The following is a 20269-nucleotide window of genomic DNA, read 5'->3' as shown; positions in this document are numbered from 1 at the left end:
TCAGTTCTCCTTGCCGTCGACATGGTCGGTGCGTGTCAGACCGCGCGAAGCGAGCAACACGACAAGGAAGAGCGCCGTCATGGCGAAGCCGATAACGATTGCCGTCAGCACGAGCGCCTGCGGCACCGGATCGGTATATTGAGCGGCCTGCACGTCCAGACCCGATTCCAGAACCGGCGGCGCATTGGAACGCAGCCGTCCCATAGAGAAGATAAACAGATTGACCGCATAGGAGATCAGCGACAGGCCGATCGCCACCTGAAACGTGCGCGGGCGCAGCACCAGCCAGACGCCGGACGCCATCAGCACACCGATTGCGAGAGCAAGAACCAGCTCCATCAGTTCTCCTCCTTCGCAGTCGCAGCGGCGAGTTTCTCGACGCGATGTTTACGGATCGATTGGTGCGCCAATGCGATCAAAACGATGACGGTTGCACCCACGACCAGCGTGAAAACACCGAAATCGAATAGCAAGGCGCTCGCCATCGGCATTTTCCCGACATAGGGTATGTCTGCATACTGGAAGAATGTGGTCAGGAACGGATAGCCGAACAGCCACGCGCCGGAGCCGGTTGCCGCAGCGCTCAGCAAGCCGATGCCGATCCAGCGCAGCGGCAGAATGCGCAGCCTGTCTTCAACCCAGCGCGTTCCGGCAGCCAGATATTGCAGGATGAAGGCAATCGCCAGCGCTACACCAGCCGCAAAACCGCCGCCCGGCAGATCGTGCCCGCGCAGGAACAGATGCACGGCCAGAACGATGATGACCGGAAACAGCCATTGCATGACAACCGACGGCACAGCCAGATAATCATTCAGCGTTTCACCCGCCTTGCGATCCGGCATGGCTTCGTCATAGGCGTCCTGAATCTTCTGCTGTGCAGTCGAGCCGGTGGAATCCGGCGCGGGACGGAAACGACGCAGCAGCGCAAAAACCGTCAGGCCGACAATGCCGAGAACGGCAATTTCACCAAATGTATCGAAAGCGCGAAAATCAACCAGAATGACATTCACGACATTCTTGCCGCCGCCGCCTGAATAGGCGTTCTGCAGGAAATAATCGCCAATGCTGTTGGGTGACGGGCGCGTCATCATCGCATAGGCAATGATCGAAACGCCGACACCACTGGCAACCGCCAGCAAGAGATCGCGATAACGGCGGATGCGCGGGCCGATCTTCACGGGAATGGGGTCCGGGTCTTCCCAACGCTTCGGCAGCCAGCGCAAGCCGAGCAACAACAGAACCGTGGTGACGATTTCCACCAGAAGCTGGGTTACCGCGAGATCAGGTGCAGACAGCCAGACGAAGGTGATGCAGGTGATAAGCCCTGCCCCGCCAAGCAGGATCAGAGCAGCTAGACGGTGATACTTGGCTTGATAAGCCGCACCGATGGCGCAGGCGCAACCAAGCGCCCAGAGGCCTGCGAAAATCGGATCGACCGGCTGCGCGCCCAAAGTGCCAGAGCGTAAACTACCCTCGATCAGCGGCCAGCCAGCGACCACAACGGCTATAGCAACGATGATGCGGAGTTGCGGCTGCAAGCGGCGTGTGCTCAGGAAGCTTTCCGCCTTACGCGCCCAGTTCCACGACAGCGTCACCAGCACGCGCTCGAAAATACGCTGCCCTTGCAGATGGCGGAAGAGTGGCGGACCATCTTCGCTGGTGGCCAGATAGTTTTTCAGACACCAGTGCAACAACACGCCACCAATCATCGCGGCGATACTCATCATCAGCGGCAGATTGAAACCATGCCAGACCGCGAGGCTATATTCCGGCGTTGCATCACCCAGCACCGAGCGAACCGCCGAATGGAGGAACGGGCCGATAGACAGTCCTGGAACGATACCGATCAAAAGGCAGAGCAGCACCAAAAGCTCGATAGGCCGACGCATCCAGTGCGGCGGTTCGTGCGGCTCGCGGGGCAGATCATGCGGCGGCGGACCGAAGAAGGTCGAGTAGATGAAGCGGATCGAATAGGCCACCGTGAAAATACTGGCAAGCGTCGCCACATAGGGCGTGATCGAATCCAGCCACGATGCAAGATGCGTCTCGACTGCTTCAGCAAAGAACATTTCCTTGGAAATGAAGCCGTTCAGCAGCGGGACGCCGGCCATGGCCGCGCTCGCCACCATGGCAAGTGTCGCCGTGTAGGGCATTAATCGGAACAATCCGCTCAGGCGGCGCATATCGCGCGTGCCCGTTTCATGATCTATGATGCCGGCTGCCATGAAAAGCGACGCTTTGAAGATGGCATGATTGACCATGTGGAAGATCGCGGCCACCGCCGCAAGCGGGCTTCCAAGGCTCAAAAGCGCAGTAATAAGACCCAGATTGCTGATCGTCGAATAAGCGAGCAGCCCTTTGAGATCCTGCTGGAACACAGCAAAGAAACTTGCCAGCAAAAGCGTGATCAGGCCCGCCGAACCCAATATCCAAAACCATTCCTCGGTTCCGGCCAGCACCGGCCACAGGCGGGCAAGCAGAAACACCCCGGCCTTCACCATCGTCGCCGAATGGAGATAGGCCGAAACAGGTGTCGGCGCCGCCATCGCATTCGGCAGCCAGAAATGGAACGGAAACTGCGCGCTTTTGGTGAAAGCGGCGAGCAGGATCAGAACGAGCGCGACGGTGTAAAGCGGATGGGTACGAACCTCGTTACCCGCTGCCAGAACCGCATCAAGATCATAGCTGCCGACGATATGGCCGAGCAGCAGCATGCCTGCCAGCAGGCAGAAGCCGCCAATGCCGGTGACTGTCAGCGCCATACGCGCACCATCGCGCGCACTGGCATTGTGATACCAATAGCCGATGAGCAGGAACGAGAAGATACTCGTCAGCTCCCAGAAGACAGCAAGCAGAATGATATTGCCGGACAGAACGACGCCGAGCATCGACCCCATGAACGACAATAAGAAAGAGAAGAAACGCGGCACCGGATCGTCCGGTGACATGTAATAGCGCGCATAGATCACGACCAGAAGGCCAATGCCGGTGATCAGCATGGCGAACAGCCAGGCGAAACCATCCATGCGCAGCGTTACATTGAGACCATAGGCGGGCAACCATTCAACGGTGCCGCGCAGGACTTTTCCGTCCGAAACGATCGGATAAAGGCTCGCCGTGAGAATGAATGCGACGAGAGCGATGGCTGCCGTGAACCAAGCGGAACCGCTTCGGTCGGCGCCCCTGAAAAGACCCGTGATGACGCTGCCAATAAAAGGAAGAAGGACAAGCAGGAAAAGCATTCTGCCGTCCATCGTCATGCGCCCAAGGCCTCCAATCCGCTCTTACGTTTTATAATCACACACATCTTGTCCGAAAGCTGTTCACACTTTTCGGGATGCGCTCCAATTTGTCTTAATTTCCGGGCGCAAAACCGTCAGACACTTTTGCAGGAAATGTTCTGTCAACTGACACGGCGCAAATGCAGCTCAGTAAAGCAGCAATTGAAATGCTCCGGCCAGATGTTGTGAGGAATCATATATTCCGATGTCGTTATTATGACCGGCTCGACAATATATTGGCAATAGCTTTCGATTGTTTATATGGGACAAATCAGAGACTTATCGCAATTTTCTGACTTTTTTACCGTAGAAACCGATGCGAATCTCTTTCGTTCACCGCAAGCCTGCCCCTGCAACCTTACCTTGAAGGGTAACTTGCCGCAAAAATCTTGCAGGCGAATGACATGAGCACACATTGCTACCTGAAAGATTTTTTCAGCTCTAGCCTTCGAGCAGCGTATCCACCAGTTTCGCGACTTGAACGCGAATATCTGGAACGGCTGTCGATTCCCAAAAAACACCCTTTGTGACGGGACCAATTGCAAAAAATGAACCGGAAGGCTCGCCGCGCGCATTGATCAACTGGAAATCCCTGGTCACATCCAGACCGAGATCAAGTGCATCGGGTTTTGCCAACCCATGCTCCATCAAACCGAGCAATGCTGGATTGCGTGTTGTCGAGAACCGGGGATTTCCACCACGGCAATCGATGATTGTCGCGATTTTCACCTTATGGAACGAACCGGTATGACGTTCGCGATAGCGGATCGTCATATCCTCATCGCTTTCCTGTACGGAAAGCAGGCGCCCTGCGATAATTTCAAGCTGTCCGGAAGCGCGCGCCGCATCTATACGATCAGCGACAGCGGGTGCCATGCGATGACGGTGCGTATCCCACCAAGGACGCAAATGACGGAGAAAACTTTCGCGTTGCGCCACCGGCAGCCGCGTCCATATCTGCTGTGTGTGAGGCCGCAGCGCATCCATGACGACACGCCAGTTCGAACCCGCAGCTTCAGCCTCCTGCATGAGCGCACGAACGCGACGCAGCAGACCAACAACGCCAGAAGCGACAAACAGAGAGTCGGTGTCGACCGCAAAAGGCTCCACAGGTGCGTGACGCGCAGGCACCAATCCGCGCCTCGATATTGCGTGTATCGGTCCCCGATGACCACGATCCAGCAACGATAACACGCTGTCGACCATGGACAGCCCGGTCCCGAAGATCGCCACTGGCGCCTCCGCCGGAATGTCGAAATAGCCGTTGCTGGACCAATATTCGGCAACATTTGCCCCGGAAACGGCAATTGCTGTTTCATTGCCTGTCGCGACAATAACCGCCTCTGCCGAAACGATATCGCCTGAATCCGCGACAACGGTAGGCCTTCCGCCTTCCAGAACGACATCGACAATCTCGCGTGGATCGACAACCAGCCTCGCTGCGTCGCCAGCGCGATATTCTTCCACAAGTTCGTTCAGATAATCGCGATAGAGCCTGCGTGGTGCGAAAGACTGCGGCTGCCATTCATTGGCGATTGGCGCGTTTGCTGCCGTTTGCCGGGCTTGCAGCCAGTCCAGGAAATGATCCGGATCACCGGGAAAAGCGCTCATATTGTTCGCGCGAACATTGAGAAGGTGACTGGGGTTTTCCGTGGAATAGGCGATCCCCCTGCCAATACGACCAGACCGTTCGAAAATGCGAACCGTCGTGTCGAGCGAACGCTCCAGCAATTGCGCTGCAAGAATGACGCTGCTCGCGCCACCGCCGATAATGACAAAAGACTTCAAACTATCGTGACCTATCCCTGTTCGCGATGGTTTCGCCCTTTGAAGGGCTTCCATCGTCCTTTTCAAAATCCCACTAATTTAATAAGATTCCAACATCGTGCCCAAGATGTAAACCCCGCTTTAGTTGGGAATTTCCCCACAACGCACAGGCTCCCACCCGCATTCTCTGGCCAAAATGGAAACAATGGCGGTTTCACAATCCCTATTTGTTGACAGTGTGTCGCTGAAAAACGGGCTGGCGTTGAACGGTTTTACCCCAATATCTTGGGGCACGTCATGAATGTAACTTCTGGACATTCTGCATCGATAGATGTGTCAGGAAGTTCACAATCTACTGCAACATCAGGATTAGAACGAATGAACAATAGTCATCTCGCATCCATCAAGAAGCGTCGCACCCAGTATGCTCTTGGCAAGAACCTCCCGCTCGCCAAGGAACAGGTTGCAGAACTGATCCGTGAAGCCGTCAAGCACACGCCTTCGTCGTTCAACTCCCAGAGCTCGCGTGCAGTCATCCTGTTTGGCGCTGAAAGCGACAAGCTGTGGAACATTGCCAAGGAAGAGCTGCGCAAGATCGTTCCTGCCGACGCATTTGCACAGTCGGAAGCCAAGCTTAACAGCTTTGCAGCCGGTGCTGGTACGGTTCTGTTCTTTGAAGACCAGAACGTGGTGAAGGGCCTTCAGGAACAGTTCGCGCTTTATGCCGATAACTTCCCGGTCTGGTCGGAACAGTCGGGCGGCATGGCTCAGCATTCGGTCTGGACTGCCCTCTCCGACGCCGGTATCGGCGCGAGCCTGCAGCACTACAACCCGCTGATCGACGCAGAAGTCGCCAAGACCTGGGATATTCCGTCGTCGTGGAAGCTCCGCGCCCAGATGCCGTTCGGCTCCAACGAACAGCCTTTCGGCGAAAAAGCCTTCATGGATGATGGCGAGCGCTTCAAGGTATTCGGCTGATCCCGAATTTGAGAATATGAGACAGGGCCGGAGATCTTCTCCGGCCTTTTCTTTTTTGCGGGCACAATATTGCCTGATAAGCGCAGTCTATATTGTGAACCTTCCCTAAATAGGAATCTAATGGCGCGGCGCCAGAGCGAGTCGCGGACATCCGGCTTCTCAGACTATGAGGCGCATTTTCTATGCATGGTCCGGCCCAAATGATGGCCATGACCGAAGGGGAAGTTGCATGACCACCGGAATCCTGTCCTTCAATCACCGTCGCCATGGCGATACCACCTCCAGAACAAGCCTGAAATCTGGCTTTGCGCAGCGTCTTTTGCGCAGCACAATTCCCGCTGCGCTGGCCTTTGGCCTGCTGCTGTCGGCAGCGCCGAAAGCGGTGCAGGCCGCCACGCCAGCCGATACGCTGGTCATCGCCATGGGTATCGATGACGTCATTTCGCTCGATCCCGCGGAAATTTTCGAAATCACCACGTCGGAGGTGCTCACCAGCACCTATGAGCGTCTGGTGACGACGGACACCAAGGATCCGACCAAGATCATCCCGCAGATCGCCGAAAGCTGGACGTTCTCGGATGATGGCCGCTCGATCACTTTCAAGATTCGCAAGGGCCTGAAATTCGCCTCCGGCAATCCGTTGACGGCGCAAGATGCTGCCTATTCGCTGCAACGCGCGATCAAGCTCGACAAAAGCCCGGCTTTCATTCTCAGCCAGTTCGGCCTGACACGCGACAATGCCGATCAGAATATCGTGGCTCCCGATGACGAAACGCTGGTCTTCACGACTGGAAAAGCGTTTGCGCCGAGCTTCGTTTTGAACTGCCTGACCTCCAGCGTTGCGTCCATCGTAGACAGCAAGCTGGTCAAGGAGCACGAGCAGAAGGCCGAAAAGACCGACGCTTATCCTTACGATACCGACTTCGGCTATGAATGGTTGAAAACCGGTTATGCCGGTTCCGGCCCGTTCGCCTTGAAGCAATGGCGTGCCAATGAAGTGCTGCTTCTCGAACGCAACGAGAATTATGCCGACGTCAAGCCCGCCATGAAGCGCGTGATCTATCGTCATGTGAAAGAAGGCAGCTCACAGCGTCTGCTCTTGCAGGCAGGCGATATCGATATTGCACGCAACCTTGAACCCGGCGATCTGGAAACGCTCAGCAAGGACGACAAGTATCACGTTCTCGCAGCGCCGAAGGGGCGCGTCTATTATCTGGTCGCAAACCAGAATGTGCCTGAACTGGCCAAGCCGGAAGTGCGTCAGGCAATCAAGTATCTCATCGATTACAACACCATCGAATCCCAGCTCATCAAGGGCATTGGCCGCACGCATCAATCCTTCCTGCCTGCGGGCATGTTCGGTGCGGTGGACGACAAGCCTTTCACCTATGATGTCGACAAGGCCAAGGAACTGCTGGCCAAGGCCGGCCTGAAGGACGGCTTCAAGGTGACACTCGATGTCCGCAACACGCAGCCCGGCGTCGGTATTGCCGAGAACATTCAGCAGACCATGCGCAAGGCTGGCATCGACGTGGAAATTCTGCAAGGCGACGGCAAACTGACAACGACCAAGGTGCGTGCGCGCAAGCATCAGCTCGCACTCGGCATCTGGGGCCCGGACTACTGGGATCCGCATACCAATGCCGTGACCTTCACCAACAATCCGAACAATGGTGAAGACGTATCCATGCGCACCAATGCCTGGCAGGCGCATTGGGAGATTCCGGAACTGACGGCTGAAACCATGGCTGCTGCCGAAGAGCGCGACACGGCGAAGCGTGAAGCCATGTATCACGATCTTCAGAAGAAGTTTCAGGAAACCAGCCCGTTCGCCATCCTCTATCAGCAGATCGAGACGGCTGTGACCGGTGCGAATGTGCACGGTTTCAACATGGTTGCAGACGCCAACTACGTTCAGACCGTGACGAAAGACTAATCAAAAAGACCGGGCATCCTGCGATGCCCGGTCTTCTCTTTTAAACGGTTATTATTTCTTATTTCTGATCGTCGAAACTGAATGGCGGCAACTGCACGAGCGCCGATTTCAGCGCTTCGGACCAGCTTTCGGATACCGTCTGGTAATAAGGATCCGTTGCTTCGAAGCGCCGCTGCATGCCCGTCTTGAGGCTATCGGCTTCGTAAATCTGCATGTCCAGAGGAAGCCCGACAGAGAGATTGGCTTTCAGCGTGGAATCGAAAGAGACCAGCAGCAGCTTCACCGCTTCCTCGAAGCTCATATCCGGCTGGTAGGCACGCACCAGAATGGGCTTGCCATATTTGTTCTCGCCGATCTGGAAGAACGGCGTATCGACCGAGCTTTCGATGAAATTGCCTTCCGGATAGATATAGAACAGGCGCGGCTGGCCGCCTTTGATTTGTCCACCCAGAATGAAGGAAGCACCGAACGCATCTGCCGCCTTCTGGCCACCGGTTGCTGAGTTCTGGATCACTTCCTTGACCGTGTCACCGATCAGCCGCGCGACCTGAAACATGGACGGAGCATCGAATACTGACGGGTGTCTGTCGGCAGGTGCCTTCATCCGTTCTTCCAGAAGGCTGGCGACGGATTGGGTCGTGGCAAGATTGCCAGCCGAAAGCAGGACGATGACGCGGTCGCCGGGCTTCGACCAGCTCCGCATCTTGGAAAAAGTGGAAATATTATCGAGCCCTGCATTTGTCCGGGTGTCGGACATGAACACAAGGCCACGATCGGTTTTCATTCCAACGCAATAGGTCATCAGCAGTATCCGGCAGGCAATATCATCGTTCTTGTCCGATCACTGCCCTACATTGATGTGAACCGCAAGGCTTTCAGCCGTTCCACCGAGCCTAACCCCCGAAATTGGAGCCGCATCGCGATAGTCGAGCCCCGTCGCCAGACGCACATAGCGGTCATTCGGGCAAATATTGTTGGCCGCATCGAACCCGACCCAACCAAGCCCGTCAATATGCGCTTCCGCCCAGGCATGGCTTGCAGTCTGGTCTTCCACGCCCTCCATCATGAGATAGCCGGAGACATAACGCGCAGGTATGCCGAGAAGCCGCGCGACCGACAGGAAGACATGGCTGTGGTCCTGACAGACCCCCTTGCCCGCGCCGAGTGCCGTTTCCGCATCGGTGAAAACGCTGGTCGTGCCAGGCACATAGGCCACGTTCGCATGGACGCGGTTCATCAGATCGTGCAACAGCGCAAGCCGTTCCATCCCGGTTGAAAGTTCGCCTGCCAGAGCGCGAATGCCCTCACCCGGCAAGGTCAGTTCTGTTTCACGCTCAAACAGCCACAATGGCGCGTAGCCATACACCGGACCGAGCACGCCGACGCGGTCTTCTACCTCGACACTGCCGCTGGCGGTGATGATAATCTCGCTGATATTGCGATGGTGCTGCACCAAATCGGTCTTGTTGCCAAAACCGTCAATATAAGAGACTTCCGGCTCGCCGCCTTCGATCTTCACTTCCCAGTGCTTCACCACCTGTCCCGGCACGGTCGGCGGCCGCAAACGCAAACGCTGCACCGCATAGGGCACCGGATGTTCATAAGCATAATGCGAAACGTGCCGGATTTTAAGATGCAAGCGAGGACCTCAATAGAAATTATAGGTTTCAGCGATCTCGTTGCCGAGCCGGTTGTTGCATTTGATGAAGTCCGTCAGGAATTCATGCAGTCCCACATCAAAGATGGCACTTATGTCCTGATTTTGCAGTGTCGAAAAGATTTTCTCCCCTGTTTCATGACAGGTGGCATTGTTGCCATAGTCCTTGGACAGAAAATCCAGATGCTCGTTGATGCTGCGATAGCAGTAATTCAGTGAGCGCGGCATGCGCCCGTTCAGGATCAGATAATCCGCAACATGGGCCGGTCGATAATCGCCCTCATAAACCCAGCGATAGGAGCGATCCGCCGAGACCGAGCGCAGGATCGACTCCCACTGATAATTATCGAGCGTCGTGCCGACATAGGATATGGCTGGCAAAAGCACATAATATTTCACGTCGAGGATACGTGCCGTGTTGTCGGCGCGCTCTATGAAGGTGCCGAGGCCCGCGAAATCGAAAATTTCGTTGCGCAGCATAGTGCCGTGAAAAGCGCCACGGATCAGCGCAGTTTCGCGCTTGATCTGGTCGAGTAGCGGTGGCAGGTCGCTTTCCTTCAAAGGCTTGCTCAGCGACTTTTTCAAAAGCATCCATGCTTCGTTGACGCTTTCCCACGCTTCACGTGTCAGCGCGGTGCGCACCATGCGCCCATTGGAACGCGCTGTCTCAAAACACGACATCACGCTTGACGGATTGCTGGTGTCCCGCAGCAGGAAATCGGCAACATTTGCAGCATTGTATGCATCATATTTGGCGGAAAAGGCCTGACTTGCGCCCGCCGACACCACCACAGAAGACCATTCCTCCGGTGCATCGGACGTCTTGGTCAGCGCCATGCGCAATCCGGCATCCACCAGGCGAGCCATGTTTTCCGCCCGTTCAATGTAGCGGAACATCCAGAAAAGCCCGTTTGCCGTGCGGCCTAAAAGCATGAAATCATTCCCCTTATCGAGCCTTTTCGGCTCCGTCTTCGCGCTCCGGTCTTGATGCCGGGTTCCACGCACACAAAATCGTATTCACGCAACGTCTAGTCGTCCAGAACCCAGGTATCCTTGGTGCCGCCACCCTGACTGGAGTTCACAACGAGCGATCCCTCCTTCAACGCCACACGGGTCAAGCCGCCCGGCGTGATACGGATACGGTCTGAAACCAGCACGAAGGGACGCAGATCGACATGGCGCGGCGCCAGCCCCTTTTCAGTAAAGATCGGAGTCGTGGAAAGCGCCAGCGTCGGCTGCGCGATATAGTTGCGCGGGCGAGCCTGGAGCTTCTTCGAAAAGGCTTCCCGTTCCGCCTTGGTGGACGCAGGCCCGACCAGCATGCCGTAACCGCCAGAACCATGCACCTCCTTGACGACGAGATCGGCAAGATTGTCGAGCACATAGGCCAGACTGTCCGGTTCCGAACAGCGCCATGTCGGCACATTTTCGAGGATCGCCTTGCGGCCCGTATAGAACTCGACGATTTCCGGCATGTAGGAATAGATCGCCTTGTCATCCGCAATGCCGGTGCCCGGCGCATTGGCAATGGTGATATTACCCGCGCGATAGACATCCATGATACCGGCAACGCCGAGCGTCGAATCCGGACGGAAGGTCAGTGGGTCGAGATAGGCGTCGTCCACGCGACGATAGAGCACGTCAATGGCGCGATAGCCTTGCGTGGTGCGCATCGCAACACGTCCGTCGACCACCCGCAGATCGCTTCCTTCCACCAGCTCGACACCCATCTGGTCGGCCAGAAACGCATGTTCGAAATAGGCGGAATTATAAATGCCGGGCGTCAGCACCGCGACAGTTGGCACGCCCTGTGTGCCGGGAGGTGCAACACTGGCCAGCGACTGGCGCAGAAGTTGCGGATAGTTCTCGACCGGACGCACCTTGACGTTCTGGAACAGCTCCGGGAAAAGCTGCATCATCGTTTCGCGATTTTCCAGCATATAGGAAACGCCGGATGGCGTGCGGGCATTGTCCTCCAGCACATAGAACTGGTTCTCCGCCGTGCGCACGATATCGACACCGATAATATGCGTATAGACATTACCGGGCGGACGAAAACCGATCATTTCGGGCAAAAATGCCTCGTTCTTGGTGATCAGTTCCTTGGGAATACGCCCTGCCCTGATGATTTCCTGCCGATGATAAATGTCGTCGAGGAAGGCGTTGAGCGCCATGACGCGCTGTTCGATGCCCTGCGAAAGACGACGCCATTCCTGACCGGAAATAATGCGCGGGATGATATCGAAGGGAATGAGCCGCTCGGCGGCTTCCTGATCGCCATAGACCGCAAAGGTGATGCCGGTCTTGCGAAAGACGCTTTCGGCATCATGAGACTTCTGCAAAAGCTTGCCAGAATCCTGGCCGTCGAGCCACTGTTTGAGAAATTCGTAAGGTGGGCGGACATTCCCGCCATGGTTGAGCATTTCGTCAAATGGCTTCACTTAGTACCCCTTTTTTCGCTATTATTCGGCGCGGTTTCGGGGAAAAGCAAGCATTGAAATCATATAAAAGTGCAAAGCAGGGTTGCGCAATTCGTCGTGATGACAACAGACGAAAGGCAATGTAGAATTCCGTCCAAATCGGGAATCGCTGCGCGGTTTTTCTTAGACGGGACGATGCGCCTTAACGACGGCGGGGTCGGTTTCGATGCGCCCCGCACCGATCAAATCCAAACAATACGGGATAGCGGGAAAGACCGCCTGCAACGTCATCGCTATGGATGCAGGTTTGCCCGGCAGGTTTAAAATGAAACTCTTGCCGCGACTACCTGCCGTTTGGCGCGAAAGAATGGCCGTCGGCGTCTGTTCCAGACTGACGCGGCGCATCAACTCGCCAAAACCCGGCAATTCCTTATGCAGCACAGCGTGCATCGCTTCCGTTGTCTCATCGCGCGGGCTTGGTCCCGTGCCGCCGGTGGTCAGGATCAGATCGCAAGCCTCGTCATCGCAAAGCGCAATCAGCGTATCGCGTACCGACGCCATCCCGTCGGGAATGACGCGCTTCACCGTTTCATAAGGCGTGACGATTGCGCTCTTCAGCCATGCTTCGATGGCCGGGCCGCTCAGATCCTCATATTCGCCGCGACTTGCACGGTCAGAAACGGTAACAACGCCGATTTTCAAGGTCTTATCCTCACATCCGGTAGGCTGCACCGCTTATAGCGTTCGGTCTTGATAATGTGAAGTCCACCTATCAGTCTGGGTTCAGTGCCGTTGAATCAAGTTAGCGCTCTAACATTTTGTTTTTACGCGTATCTTCTCTCAAAACCGTTTCACAGTTCTTCGCTTGTGCTCTATCATCGCCAGTTATGCGTATATTGCTTGTCGAAGACAATCTGACCCTCGCGAGCTGGCTTGCCAAAAGCCTGCAACAGTCGAATTACAACGTCGATACGGTTCACGATGCCGCCGACGCTGAACAGGCTTTGGCTTTCACGGAATATAATCTGGTCATTCTCGATCTCGGCCTGCCGGACAAGACCGGGCTGGACGTGCTGGAGCAGATACGCAATCGCGGCAATGAAGTGCCGGTCATTATACTCACCGCCAATGCGAGCCTCGATGGCCGTATTCGCGGGCTTGACGCCGGAGCAGACGATTATCTTGCGAAACCCTTTGAGTTAAGCGAGCTGGAAGCGCGTATTCGTGCGCATCTGCGCCGGGCAAGCCAGCGCACTGCGCCGGTCGTCACTTGCGGCTTGCTGCGCTTCGACACCAATACCCGGTTGTTTTCAGTTGGGGAGGACGCGCTACCGCTTGCGCCCAAGGAGCATGCTGTGCTGGAACAGCTTCTGCGCCGGATTGGAACCACCGTCAGCAAGGCGACACTGGTTCAGGGCATCTATGATTTTGAGAGCGAGACGGACGAAAACGCCATCGAAATCTACATTCACCGATTGCGCAAGAAACTCGAAGGCAGCAAGGCAGAAATCGTGACCTTGCGCGGCCTTGGCTATCTTCTGCGTGACGCTGGCTGATATGGCCCGCCTTTTCTCCCGACTGTCCCAAAGTCTTCGCGCCCAGCTCGTTTCCTGGATCGTCGTGCCGCTGATCCTTGTCGCGGCTCTCAACCTCTGGACGGCGTGGCGCTCCGCGGAAAATATTGCAGGCATCGTCTCCGACCGGATGCTGACAGCTTCGGCCCGTGCAATTGGCGAAGCGACGGCCGCGTCGCACGACGCCATTGATGCTGTCATTCCACCTGTTGCTTTGGAAATGTTTTCAACAGGTTACGGAGATCGCGTCTATTATCGCGTCGAAACTTCGGATGGCCGCCTTCTGGCTGGTTATCCGGATCTGCCGAAGCCCGCGACCATCACCAATTATGATCCGCAGCATTATCTGGGGACCTATCGTGACCGCGCGTTGCGGCTCGTAGTGCTGCGCCATCCCGTCGCCGCTTCTTCGAACCTGCCACAATCAATCGACGTCATCGTCGGTGTGACCATGGCCGGTTACGATGCCATGCAGCGCGATCTCTGGCTGCATTCGGTCTGGCAACAATCCCTGCTCATCATTGCAGCGGGCGCTTTATCTCTGCTGGGGCTGCGTTTCGTGTTGCGCCCGCTCATCCGGCTGCGCAACGAAGTGCGCAATCGAAAATCGGAGCTGGAGGCCTTCGACCCTGAAACTGTACAGACGGAGTTGCGACCGCTCGTTACCGCGCTCAACCAATATATGGAGCGGGTGCGTAAACAAATGTCAGCGCAACGCCGGTTTATCCAGAACGCCGCGCACCAGCTTCGCACGCCGATTGCCACGCTGACGACACAGGCGAGTTTTGCGGTGCGCACGACCAGTGAGAATGATCGAAACGAAGTGCTCGCCAGCCTCAAAAGCACGGCCATGCAGCTCTCGCGCCTCGCCGCGCAATTGCTGACACTGTCACGTGCCGAGCCCGGTAGCAGACGCCCGCGCGCCGACCGGATCGATCTGGCCGAAGCTGGAAAGCAGGTGCTGGAAAGCCTTGCCGGAAAGGCCTTCGACCGCAATATCGATCTTGGCTTCGATCTGAAAACGGAGAATGCAACGGTTTCAGGCGATGGCACGATGCTGCGCGAAATGATCGTCAATCTGGTGGACAATGCGCTCAGCTACACACCGCAAGGCGGCATGGTAACCTTGAGCATCGATAGTCAGGACAGTCAGGTTCGCATCGCTGTTGAAGATAACGGCCCCGGCATTGCGGTTGCGGAGCGCGAACATGTGTTCGAGCGTTTCTATCGTGTACCCGGAACGGTTGCCGAAGGAAGCGGTCTCGGCCTTGCCATCGTGCGGGAAGTTGCCGATGCGGCGGATGGCGATGTGCAGCTTCACGAAACAAAAGGCGGCGGGCTTACGGTCATTGTGACCTTGCCCGCCGCCTGATTTAAGAGCATTTCCAGCAAAAGTGCGAAGCGGTTTTGCGTAGGATAATGCGTGAAAACAAACGGATAGAGCGGTTCCGACGGAACCGCTCTATCAATTCTCAGTTTTCGTTTATCAGCTGCCCTGTTCAGACAGAGCCTGCGGACGCCACTTGACGAGGTGGTTTTCGATCAGCGTGATGATGTATTCAACCACCAGTGCCAGCACCGCCAGAATGACCATGGCGGAGAAAACGCCATTGGCATTGAACGAGCCCTGCGCCGTCGAGATCATCAGGCCAACGCCCTTCTTGGCGCCCAGAAATTCACCAACCACGGCACCGACAAGCGCGAAGCCGAAGCTGACATGCAAGCTGGCCAGAATCCAGCTCATAGCCGAGGGGATGATGACCGAGCGGGTGATCTGCGACGGTGAGGCACCCAGAATCTGCGCATTGGCGATCAAGGCGCGATCAGCTTCACGGACACCCTGAAACGCATTGGCGAAGACCACGAAGAAAACCATGACCACGGCGAGCGCGACTTTGGAGGCCATGCCGAGACCGAGCGCGATGATGAAGATCGAGCCGAGAACAACACGCGGGATCGAGTTGGCGATCTTGATATAGATCGAAAACACATCGGCCAGAAACTTGTTACGACCGAGAATGATGCCGCAGATGACACCGCCGACAGCACCAATCAGAAAGCCAAGCACGGTTTCTTCAAGCGTTACGATAATCTGCTCGGAAAGCGGGCCCTGCGATGTGCCTTCGGTGATCCAGATCCAGATCTGATCGGCGATACCCGATGGGCTGGCAAAGAAGAACGGGTCGATAAAGCCGGTGCGTGCGCCCAGTTCCCAGCCGCCAAGGACAGCGAAAAGAATCGCGAGGCGAACGAGAATAACGACGGCGCGACGCTGGCGCGACTTGGCGCGGAAGGTCGCTTCCGTGCGGGCGAGTTCCGCGGCGCTGCCATTGGCCTGAGCGCCCGCGGGAGAAGCAAGAGTCTGTGCGGTCATGTCGGTTCCTCCCGGTTTTATTTGCCGCTTGCCAGCGCGCGCTGCTGGCCGATCTGCACTTCTTCACGCAGGTCGTCCCAGATCACTTTTGCGATTTCGACGAATTTGTCGTCGTAACGAATGTCTTCCATGACGCGCGGGCGGGGAATGTCGATATTGTAGACGCTCTTGACCGTGGCCGGTCCGGCAGTCAGCACATAAACCTTGTCGGCAAGGGCGATCGCTTCTTCGAGGTCGTGGGTAACGAAAATCACCGATGCGCCGGATTGCTGCCAGAGGTCGAGCAACTCGCCCTGCATCAGTGTGCGGGTTTGAATGTCGAGCGCGCTGAACGGCTCGTCCATGAGCAGGATTTTCGGCTCATTGATGAAGGTCTGGGCCAGCGCCACGCGCTTGCGCATACCGCCAGATAGCTGGTGCGGGTAGTGCTTTTCAAAGCGCGCAAGGCCAACGCGGGCAATCCAGCTGCGCGCCTTTTCATAGGCTTCTTCCTTGCCCATGCCGCGATAGCGTGGACCGGCGCTCACATTGTCGATGACATTGAGCCAGGGAAACAGCGCATCCGCCTGAAACACAAAGCCGATATCAGGGCTGATGCCTTCGATTGGCTGCCCCATCAGGCGCACTTCACCGGCGCTCGGCTTGGCGAGACCAGTCACGAGATTGAGCGTTGTGGACTTGCCGCAACCCGTAGGGCCGACGACGCAGGCAAACTCGCCCTTGCCGACATGCATGGTGAAATCGCGCAGCGCCGTCATCATCTTGCCGTCGGGCGTGACAAAGCGACGGGTAACATTGTTGAGTTCGATTGCGGGCGCGCCATTACCGGCTTCGTCGCGCGCAATGGTTTTCGGGGCTTCCATCAGCATAGGTTCCTCGCGGATGTGCGGCACCGCTCGCGCGCAATGCTTATTATTGCGCGCCTGCAATGCTGTTGAATGTGGTTGGGTCGGCGGGGCTGACGTTCATTTGCGAACGCCAGCCGGAGGGCCACTTACTTCGCGGCGTCGAGCGTCGCGTTGGCCTTGTCGACGAATTCCGTCGTATAGGTCTTCGACAGGTCAATTTGCTTTTCCTGCAACGGCTTCTTGAAGGTTGCGAGCACCTTCAGAACCGTTTCCGGACCATCCTTCGGCATACGGCCATCCGGCGTATACTGCGCCTTACCTTCAGCCAGACCCTTCACATAAAGGTCCTTGTCGCCGACATAATAATCTTTCGGCATCTGATCGGCGATTTCTTCGGCGCTGTGCGAAGCGATGTAACGCATGGTCTTGACCAGAGCATTGGTCAGCTTCTGTGCTTCTTCCTTGTGGGTTTCGAGCCAGGCCGACTGCACATAGAAGGATGCTGCCGGGTAAGGTCCGCCAAGCGCTTCGGCGGTCTTTTCCGGCGTGCGCATATCGACCAGAACCTTGGCTTCACCGGTCTTGAGCATGGTGGCAATCGTCGGCTCGGTAGTCATACCGGCCTGAATAGCGTCCTGCTTGATGGCGGCGATGAAGGTATTGCCTGCGCCAACCGGCAGCAACGTGTAATCGCCCTGCTTCAGCCCGTTGCGCACAGCCAGATACTGCGTCAGGAAGTCTGTGGAAGAGCCAAGGCCCGTCACGCCCAGCGTATGACCCTTGAAATCGGCTGGTGACTTGATCTGGTCGGCATATTTTGTCGAAACCAGTTCCACCTCGCCCGGCGCTTGGCTGAACTGCACGATGGACTGGATGAACTTGCCCTTCGACTGAAGGTCGATGGTGTGGTCGTAGAAGCCGACCACGGCTTGCGCGGCTCCGGCAAGCAGTTCGTTCTCGGCGTCCACGCCTGCGCGGCTGTTGATCAGCTCGACGTCGAGGCCTTCATCCTTGAAGTAACCAAGCTTTTCGGTCAGTACAGCTGGCAGATAAATCTGCTTTTCCATGCCGCCGACAATAACCGTCAGTTTTTCGGCATGCGCAGCACCGGCGCCGAGCACCATGACACCGCTCAAAAGCGCAGCGTGCCAAACAAGCCGAAGCGAATTCGTTGAAATTTTCATATAGGCTCCTCCAAGGAATGCTTCAGTCCGGCAAAAGCCGAACCCTCCTCCTGATATGCAGCCGATTCCTCTAATCGGTGGAGAATGGTTACAGCAGCCAAGCTTTCAATCAGCTTTCAATAAACTTGCAGCCTATTTTATGGCGGTGGAATAGAGCGACGACCTCTCCGCGCCGCAACACACGGCGTTTTGAAACAATAGTTGCTTGACGCAGCCGCCAAACCTCTATCATCGTCGTTACTTAACACTGCCATCTTCCCGGCATCTCACGGCAACCTATTGAAATCATGATCATCAAGCGCAACGATCTCATTTTTGCGGTACGCACCACCGCCGCATCGCTGATCGCGCTTTATATCGCCTTCCTGATGAATATGGACGACCCCAAATGGGCGGCCATGACGGTATGGATCGTCGCTCAAAGCAGCCGCGCAATGAGCGTTTCCAAGAGCATCTACCGTCTTATGGGCACGGCAATCGGCGTCGTGGTCGCCGTATTACTCACGGCAATCTTCATCCAGACGCCAACCTTGTTTCTGCTGGTGCTTGCAAGCTGGATCGGCCTTTGCACGGCGCTGTCGACAGGCTTGCGCAACTTTCGTTCCTATGGCGCAGTGCTCGCTGGCTATACGGCGGCCATCGTCGCCATCGACTCGCTGTCCGATCCGGACAATGTGTTTGAAATCGCCGTATCGCGGCTGATCTACATTGCGCTGGGCATCGTCACCGAAGCAATCATCACCTGGCTGTTCAGTACGGACAATCCCTTCGAGGAAGCGCGCGCTCAGCTTGGAAAGTTCATGCGGCAGACGGCAAAACTCTGCGCGGAAATGCTCGGCGGGGAAGCGGGAACCGGCGCGCTCCAAACCGCTTATCGCAATGCCATCGCCTTCGATACCGCCATTGAATACAAGGCCGCGAGTTCTGTCACCGTCAGGCGCAGCGTGGGCTATCTCCGTCAGGCCATGGTCGTTACGCTGCAACAGGCATCGGCTGTTCGCGCCATATTGGAAATGCCGCCGCAAACAACGCGTGACGATCCTTTGCTGCTGGAAGCACGAGACGCCATGGCGCGGATCGCCGATGGCGACGAAAGCGTCGATCTGGAAGCGCTGCGCGAAAAGATCATCCGGACGGCAGAAGCAGAAACCGCCAGCAATGCCGACCTTGCATCCGGGCGGCTGATGTTCCTGTACCGCCTGCGCAGCATGCTCGGTTTTCAAGAACAGGCTTTGGGTATCGAGGCCGAGCTTGAAACAACCCATCCGAAAGCCAACCGCGTGCGTTTGTCCTATCATGTCGATCACACGGCAGCGGTGATCAACGGCATTCGTGCATTCGTGGCCCTGACCGCCGCATCAGCCATCTGGATCTTTACTGCCTGGCCGTCCGGTGCCGGTTTCGTCATCGTTGTTGGCGTGGTCAACGCCCTTTTCGCAACCAGACCAAACCCGGTTGCCAGCGGCACGGAATTTCTGAAAGGTTCCGCCATCGCGGCAGTCGTGGCGGCGATCATGAATTTCGGCGTCTTGCCGGTCATATGGGGGTTCCTGCCATTTATGATCGTTATTGCTCCGGTGCTGATTTGCGCCGGGCTTGCCATGCGCAATCCTTCGACAATTGCCAAAGGTTCGGCATTCGCAATCTTCTTCTGGGACTTGATCGGACCCGATAATTTCACGCGGCCCGACGCCACCTCATTTCTGAATGGCGTGATTGCACTTCTTCTCGGCATCGGCATTGGAACGCTTGTTTTCTCGCTGCTCTTCCCGCCAAACACCCATGCCGCGCAGCGCCGCATGAAACGCGCCATGTGCGACAGTCTGAAGAAAATCGGGGCCTCACCGCGCTCAATCTCCATTGAGGCATGGATCAGCCAGAGCGCGGACCGCATCTCGCGTCTGCTGGTGACGGAAACCTCGGCTGCATCAACGGAGGCGCATCAGGATTTGCGCGGCATGCTGGCCGTTTTGAACCTCGGCTCGGCAGCGTTGGAATTGGCACAACTGACCGACCATCCGGTGCCGGATGTGCGCTTGGCCATCCAGAATATGCTCCGAGCGCTGGCTGTTTTCGAACCCGCAACATTGATCGAAACCACCAAGGCCGGTGCAGGCCGGATTCTCGTCGCATCGGAAGCTGCCAGTGCCACAGAGAAAGACCGGCTGTTGCACGCGGCAGCGCTCATGCAAGCCATGGCCATGACAACCGAGGCAAATATCGCTTTTCTACGCTGAGCCCTACCCCACA

Annotated in this window: 16 protein-coding genes; 5 read left to right on the top strand and 11 right to left on the bottom strand. The window is 56.6% G+C overall.

Annotated features, from left to right (window positions below):
• The 3 genes from FGI60_RS21630 to FGI60_RS21620 form a co-directional block, all read right to left on the bottom strand.
• Window positions 1-339, bottom strand: a complete 339-nt coding sequence (locus FGI60_RS21630) for a Na+/H+ antiporter subunit C (RefSeq protein ID WP_138786929.1) — start codon at window positions 337-339, stop codon at window positions 1-3.
• Window positions 339-3260: a monovalent cation/H+ antiporter subunit A gene (locus tag FGI60_RS21625; protein ID WP_138786928.1), complete on the bottom strand. Its 2922-nt coding sequence runs from the start codon at window positions 3258-3260 to the stop codon at window positions 339-341. The genes FGI60_RS21630 and FGI60_RS21625 overlap by 1 nt, the downstream gene beginning before the upstream one ends.
• A gap of 462 nt (window positions 3261-3722) precedes the next feature.
• The gene (locus FGI60_RS21620; protein ID WP_138786927.1) at window positions 3723-5069 is read right to left on the bottom strand and encodes an FAD/NAD(P)-binding protein; all 1347 of its coding nucleotides are present in this window, start codon (window positions 5067-5069) and stop codon (window positions 3723-3725) included.
• Between the two features lie 357 nt (window positions 5070-5426).
• On the opposite strand from FGI60_RS21620, the gene FGI60_RS21615 reads away from it, so the two are divergent.
• Entirely contained in the window at window positions 5427-6026 is a 600-nt protein-coding gene (locus FGI60_RS21615; RefSeq protein WP_138786926.1) for a nitroreductase family protein, read from the top strand.
• Between the two features lie 229 nt (window positions 6027-6255).
• Entirely contained in the window at window positions 6256-7962 is a 1707-nt protein-coding gene (locus FGI60_RS21610; protein WP_235889891.1) for an ABC transporter substrate-binding protein, read from the top strand.
• 58 nt (window positions 7963-8020) lie between these two features.
• Here the strand turns inward: FGI60_RS21610 and FGI60_RS21605 are convergent, their stop codons facing one another.
• From FGI60_RS21605 to mog, 5 genes are all read right to left on the bottom strand, one after another.
• The gene (locus FGI60_RS21605; protein WP_138786925.1) at window positions 8021-8764 is read right to left on the bottom strand and encodes a proteasome-type protease; all 744 of its coding nucleotides are present in this window, start codon (window positions 8762-8764) and stop codon (window positions 8021-8023) included.
• 39 nt (window positions 8765-8803) lie between these two features.
• On the bottom strand, window positions 8804-9601 hold the full coding sequence (locus FGI60_RS21600; protein WP_138786924.1) for a transglutaminase family protein: 798 nt from the start codon (window positions 9599-9601) through the stop codon (window positions 8804-8806).
• 9 nt (window positions 9602-9610) lie between these two features.
• On the bottom strand, window positions 9611-10552 hold the full coding sequence (locus tag FGI60_RS21595; protein WP_138786923.1) for an alpha-E domain-containing protein: 942 nt from the start codon (window positions 10550-10552) through the stop codon (window positions 9611-9613).
• A 95-nt stretch (window positions 10553-10647) separates the two neighbouring features.
• On the bottom strand, window positions 10648-12060 hold the full coding sequence (locus FGI60_RS21590; protein ID WP_138786922.1) for a circularly permuted type 2 ATP-grasp protein: 1413 nt from the start codon (window positions 12058-12060) through the stop codon (window positions 10648-10650).
• 162 nt (window positions 12061-12222) lie between these two features.
• Window positions 12223-12741, bottom strand: coding sequence for a molybdopterin adenylyltransferase (mog, locus tag FGI60_RS21585; RefSeq protein WP_138786921.1), 519 nt, complete (start codon window positions 12739-12741; stop codon window positions 12223-12225).
• Window positions 12742-12926: 185 nt separating this feature from the next.
• Between mog and FGI60_RS21580 the strand changes: the two genes are divergently transcribed.
• A complete protein-coding gene (locus FGI60_RS21580; RefSeq protein WP_138786920.1) occupies window positions 12927-13595 on the top strand; it encodes a response regulator in 669 nt (222 codons plus the stop codon).
• 1 nt (window position 13596) lies between these two features.
• Window positions 13597-14985: a sensor histidine kinase gene (locus FGI60_RS21575; protein WP_138786966.1), complete on the top strand. Its 1389-nt coding sequence runs from the start codon at window positions 13597-13599 to the stop codon at window positions 14983-14985.
• Window positions 14986-15099: 114 nt separating this feature from the next.
• On the opposite strand, the gene FGI60_RS21565 is transcribed toward FGI60_RS21575, so the two are convergent.
• The 3 genes from FGI60_RS21565 to FGI60_RS21555 form a co-directional block, all read right to left on the bottom strand.
• A complete protein-coding gene (locus tag FGI60_RS21565) occupies window positions 15100-15987 on the bottom strand; it encodes an ABC transporter permease (RefSeq protein WP_113533464.1) in 888 nt (295 codons plus the stop codon).
• A 17-nt stretch (window positions 15988-16004) separates the two neighbouring features.
• Window positions 16005-16856, bottom strand: a complete 852-nt coding sequence (locus tag FGI60_RS21560; protein WP_078337025.1) for an ABC transporter ATP-binding protein — start codon at window positions 16854-16856, stop codon at window positions 16005-16007.
• A 125-nt stretch (window positions 16857-16981) separates the two neighbouring features.
• The gene (locus FGI60_RS21555) at window positions 16982-18019 is read right to left on the bottom strand and encodes an ABC transporter substrate-binding protein (protein WP_138786919.1); all 1038 of its coding nucleotides are present in this window, start codon (window positions 18017-18019) and stop codon (window positions 16982-16984) included.
• Between the two features lie 287 nt (window positions 18020-18306).
• On the opposite strand from FGI60_RS21555, the gene FGI60_RS21550 reads away from it, so the two are divergent.
• Complete coding sequence (locus tag FGI60_RS21550; protein ID WP_138786918.1) at window positions 18307-20256, top strand: FUSC family protein; 1950 nt, start codon at window positions 18307-18309, stop codon at window positions 20254-20256.
• Window positions 20257-20269 lie beyond the last annotated feature (13 nt).

It is taken from the genome of Brucella haematophila (genome assembly GCF_005938105.1).
Lineage (GTDB): Bacteria > Pseudomonadota > Alphaproteobacteria > Rhizobiales > Rhizobiaceae > Brucella > Brucella haematophila.
The sequence above is the reverse complement of the archived record's forward strand: the minus strand, read 5'-3'. Positions and strand labels throughout refer to the sequence as shown.

What these genes read in the sequence shown, in the direction of transcription:
- FGI60_RS21595 (WP_138786923.1), bottom strand. Translation starts at nt 10,552, where the DNA reads ATGCTTTTAGGCCGCACGGCAAACGGGCTTTTCTGGATGTTCCGCTAC.
- FGI60_RS21565 (WP_113533464.1), bottom strand. Translation starts at nt 15,987, where the DNA reads ATGACCGCACAGACTCTTGCTTCTCCCGCGGGCGCTCAGGCCAATGGC.
- FGI60_RS21555 (WP_138786919.1), bottom strand. Translation starts at nt 18,019, where the DNA reads ATGAAAATTTCAACGAATTCGCTTCGGCTTGTTTGGCACGCTGCGCTT.
- FGI60_RS21580 (WP_138786920.1), top strand. Translation starts at nt 12,927, where the DNA reads ATGCGTATATTGCTTGTCGAAGACAATCTGACCCTCGCGAGCTGGCTT.
- FGI60_RS21560 (WP_078337025.1), bottom strand. Translation starts at nt 16,856, where the DNA reads ATGCTGATGGAAGCCCCGAAAACCATTGCGCGCGACGAAGCCGGTAAT.
- FGI60_RS21615 (WP_138786926.1), top strand. Translation starts at nt 5,427, where the DNA reads ATGAACAATAGTCATCTCGCATCCATCAAGAAGCGTCGCACCCAGTAT.
- FGI60_RS21625 (WP_138786928.1), bottom strand. Translation starts at nt 3,260, where the DNA reads ATGACGATGGACGGCAGAATGCTTTTCCTGCTTGTCCTTCTTCCTTTT.
- FGI60_RS21630 (WP_138786929.1), bottom strand. Translation starts at nt 339, where the DNA reads ATGGAGCTGGTTCTTGCTCTCGCAATCGGTGTGCTGATGGCGTCCGGC.
- FGI60_RS21610 (WP_235889891.1), top strand. Translation starts at nt 6,256, where the DNA reads ATGACCACCGGAATCCTGTCCTTCAATCACCGTCGCCATGGCGATACC.
- FGI60_RS21575 (WP_138786966.1), top strand. Translation starts at nt 13,597, where the DNA reads ATGGCCCGCCTTTTCTCCCGACTGTCCCAAAGTCTTCGCGCCCAGCTC.
- FGI60_RS21605 (WP_138786925.1), bottom strand. Translation starts at nt 8,764, where the DNA reads ATGACCTATTGCGTTGGAATGAAAACCGATCGTGGCCTTGTGTTCATG.
- FGI60_RS21550 (WP_138786918.1), top strand. Translation starts at nt 18,307, where the DNA reads ATGATCATCAAGCGCAACGATCTCATTTTTGCGGTACGCACCACCGCC.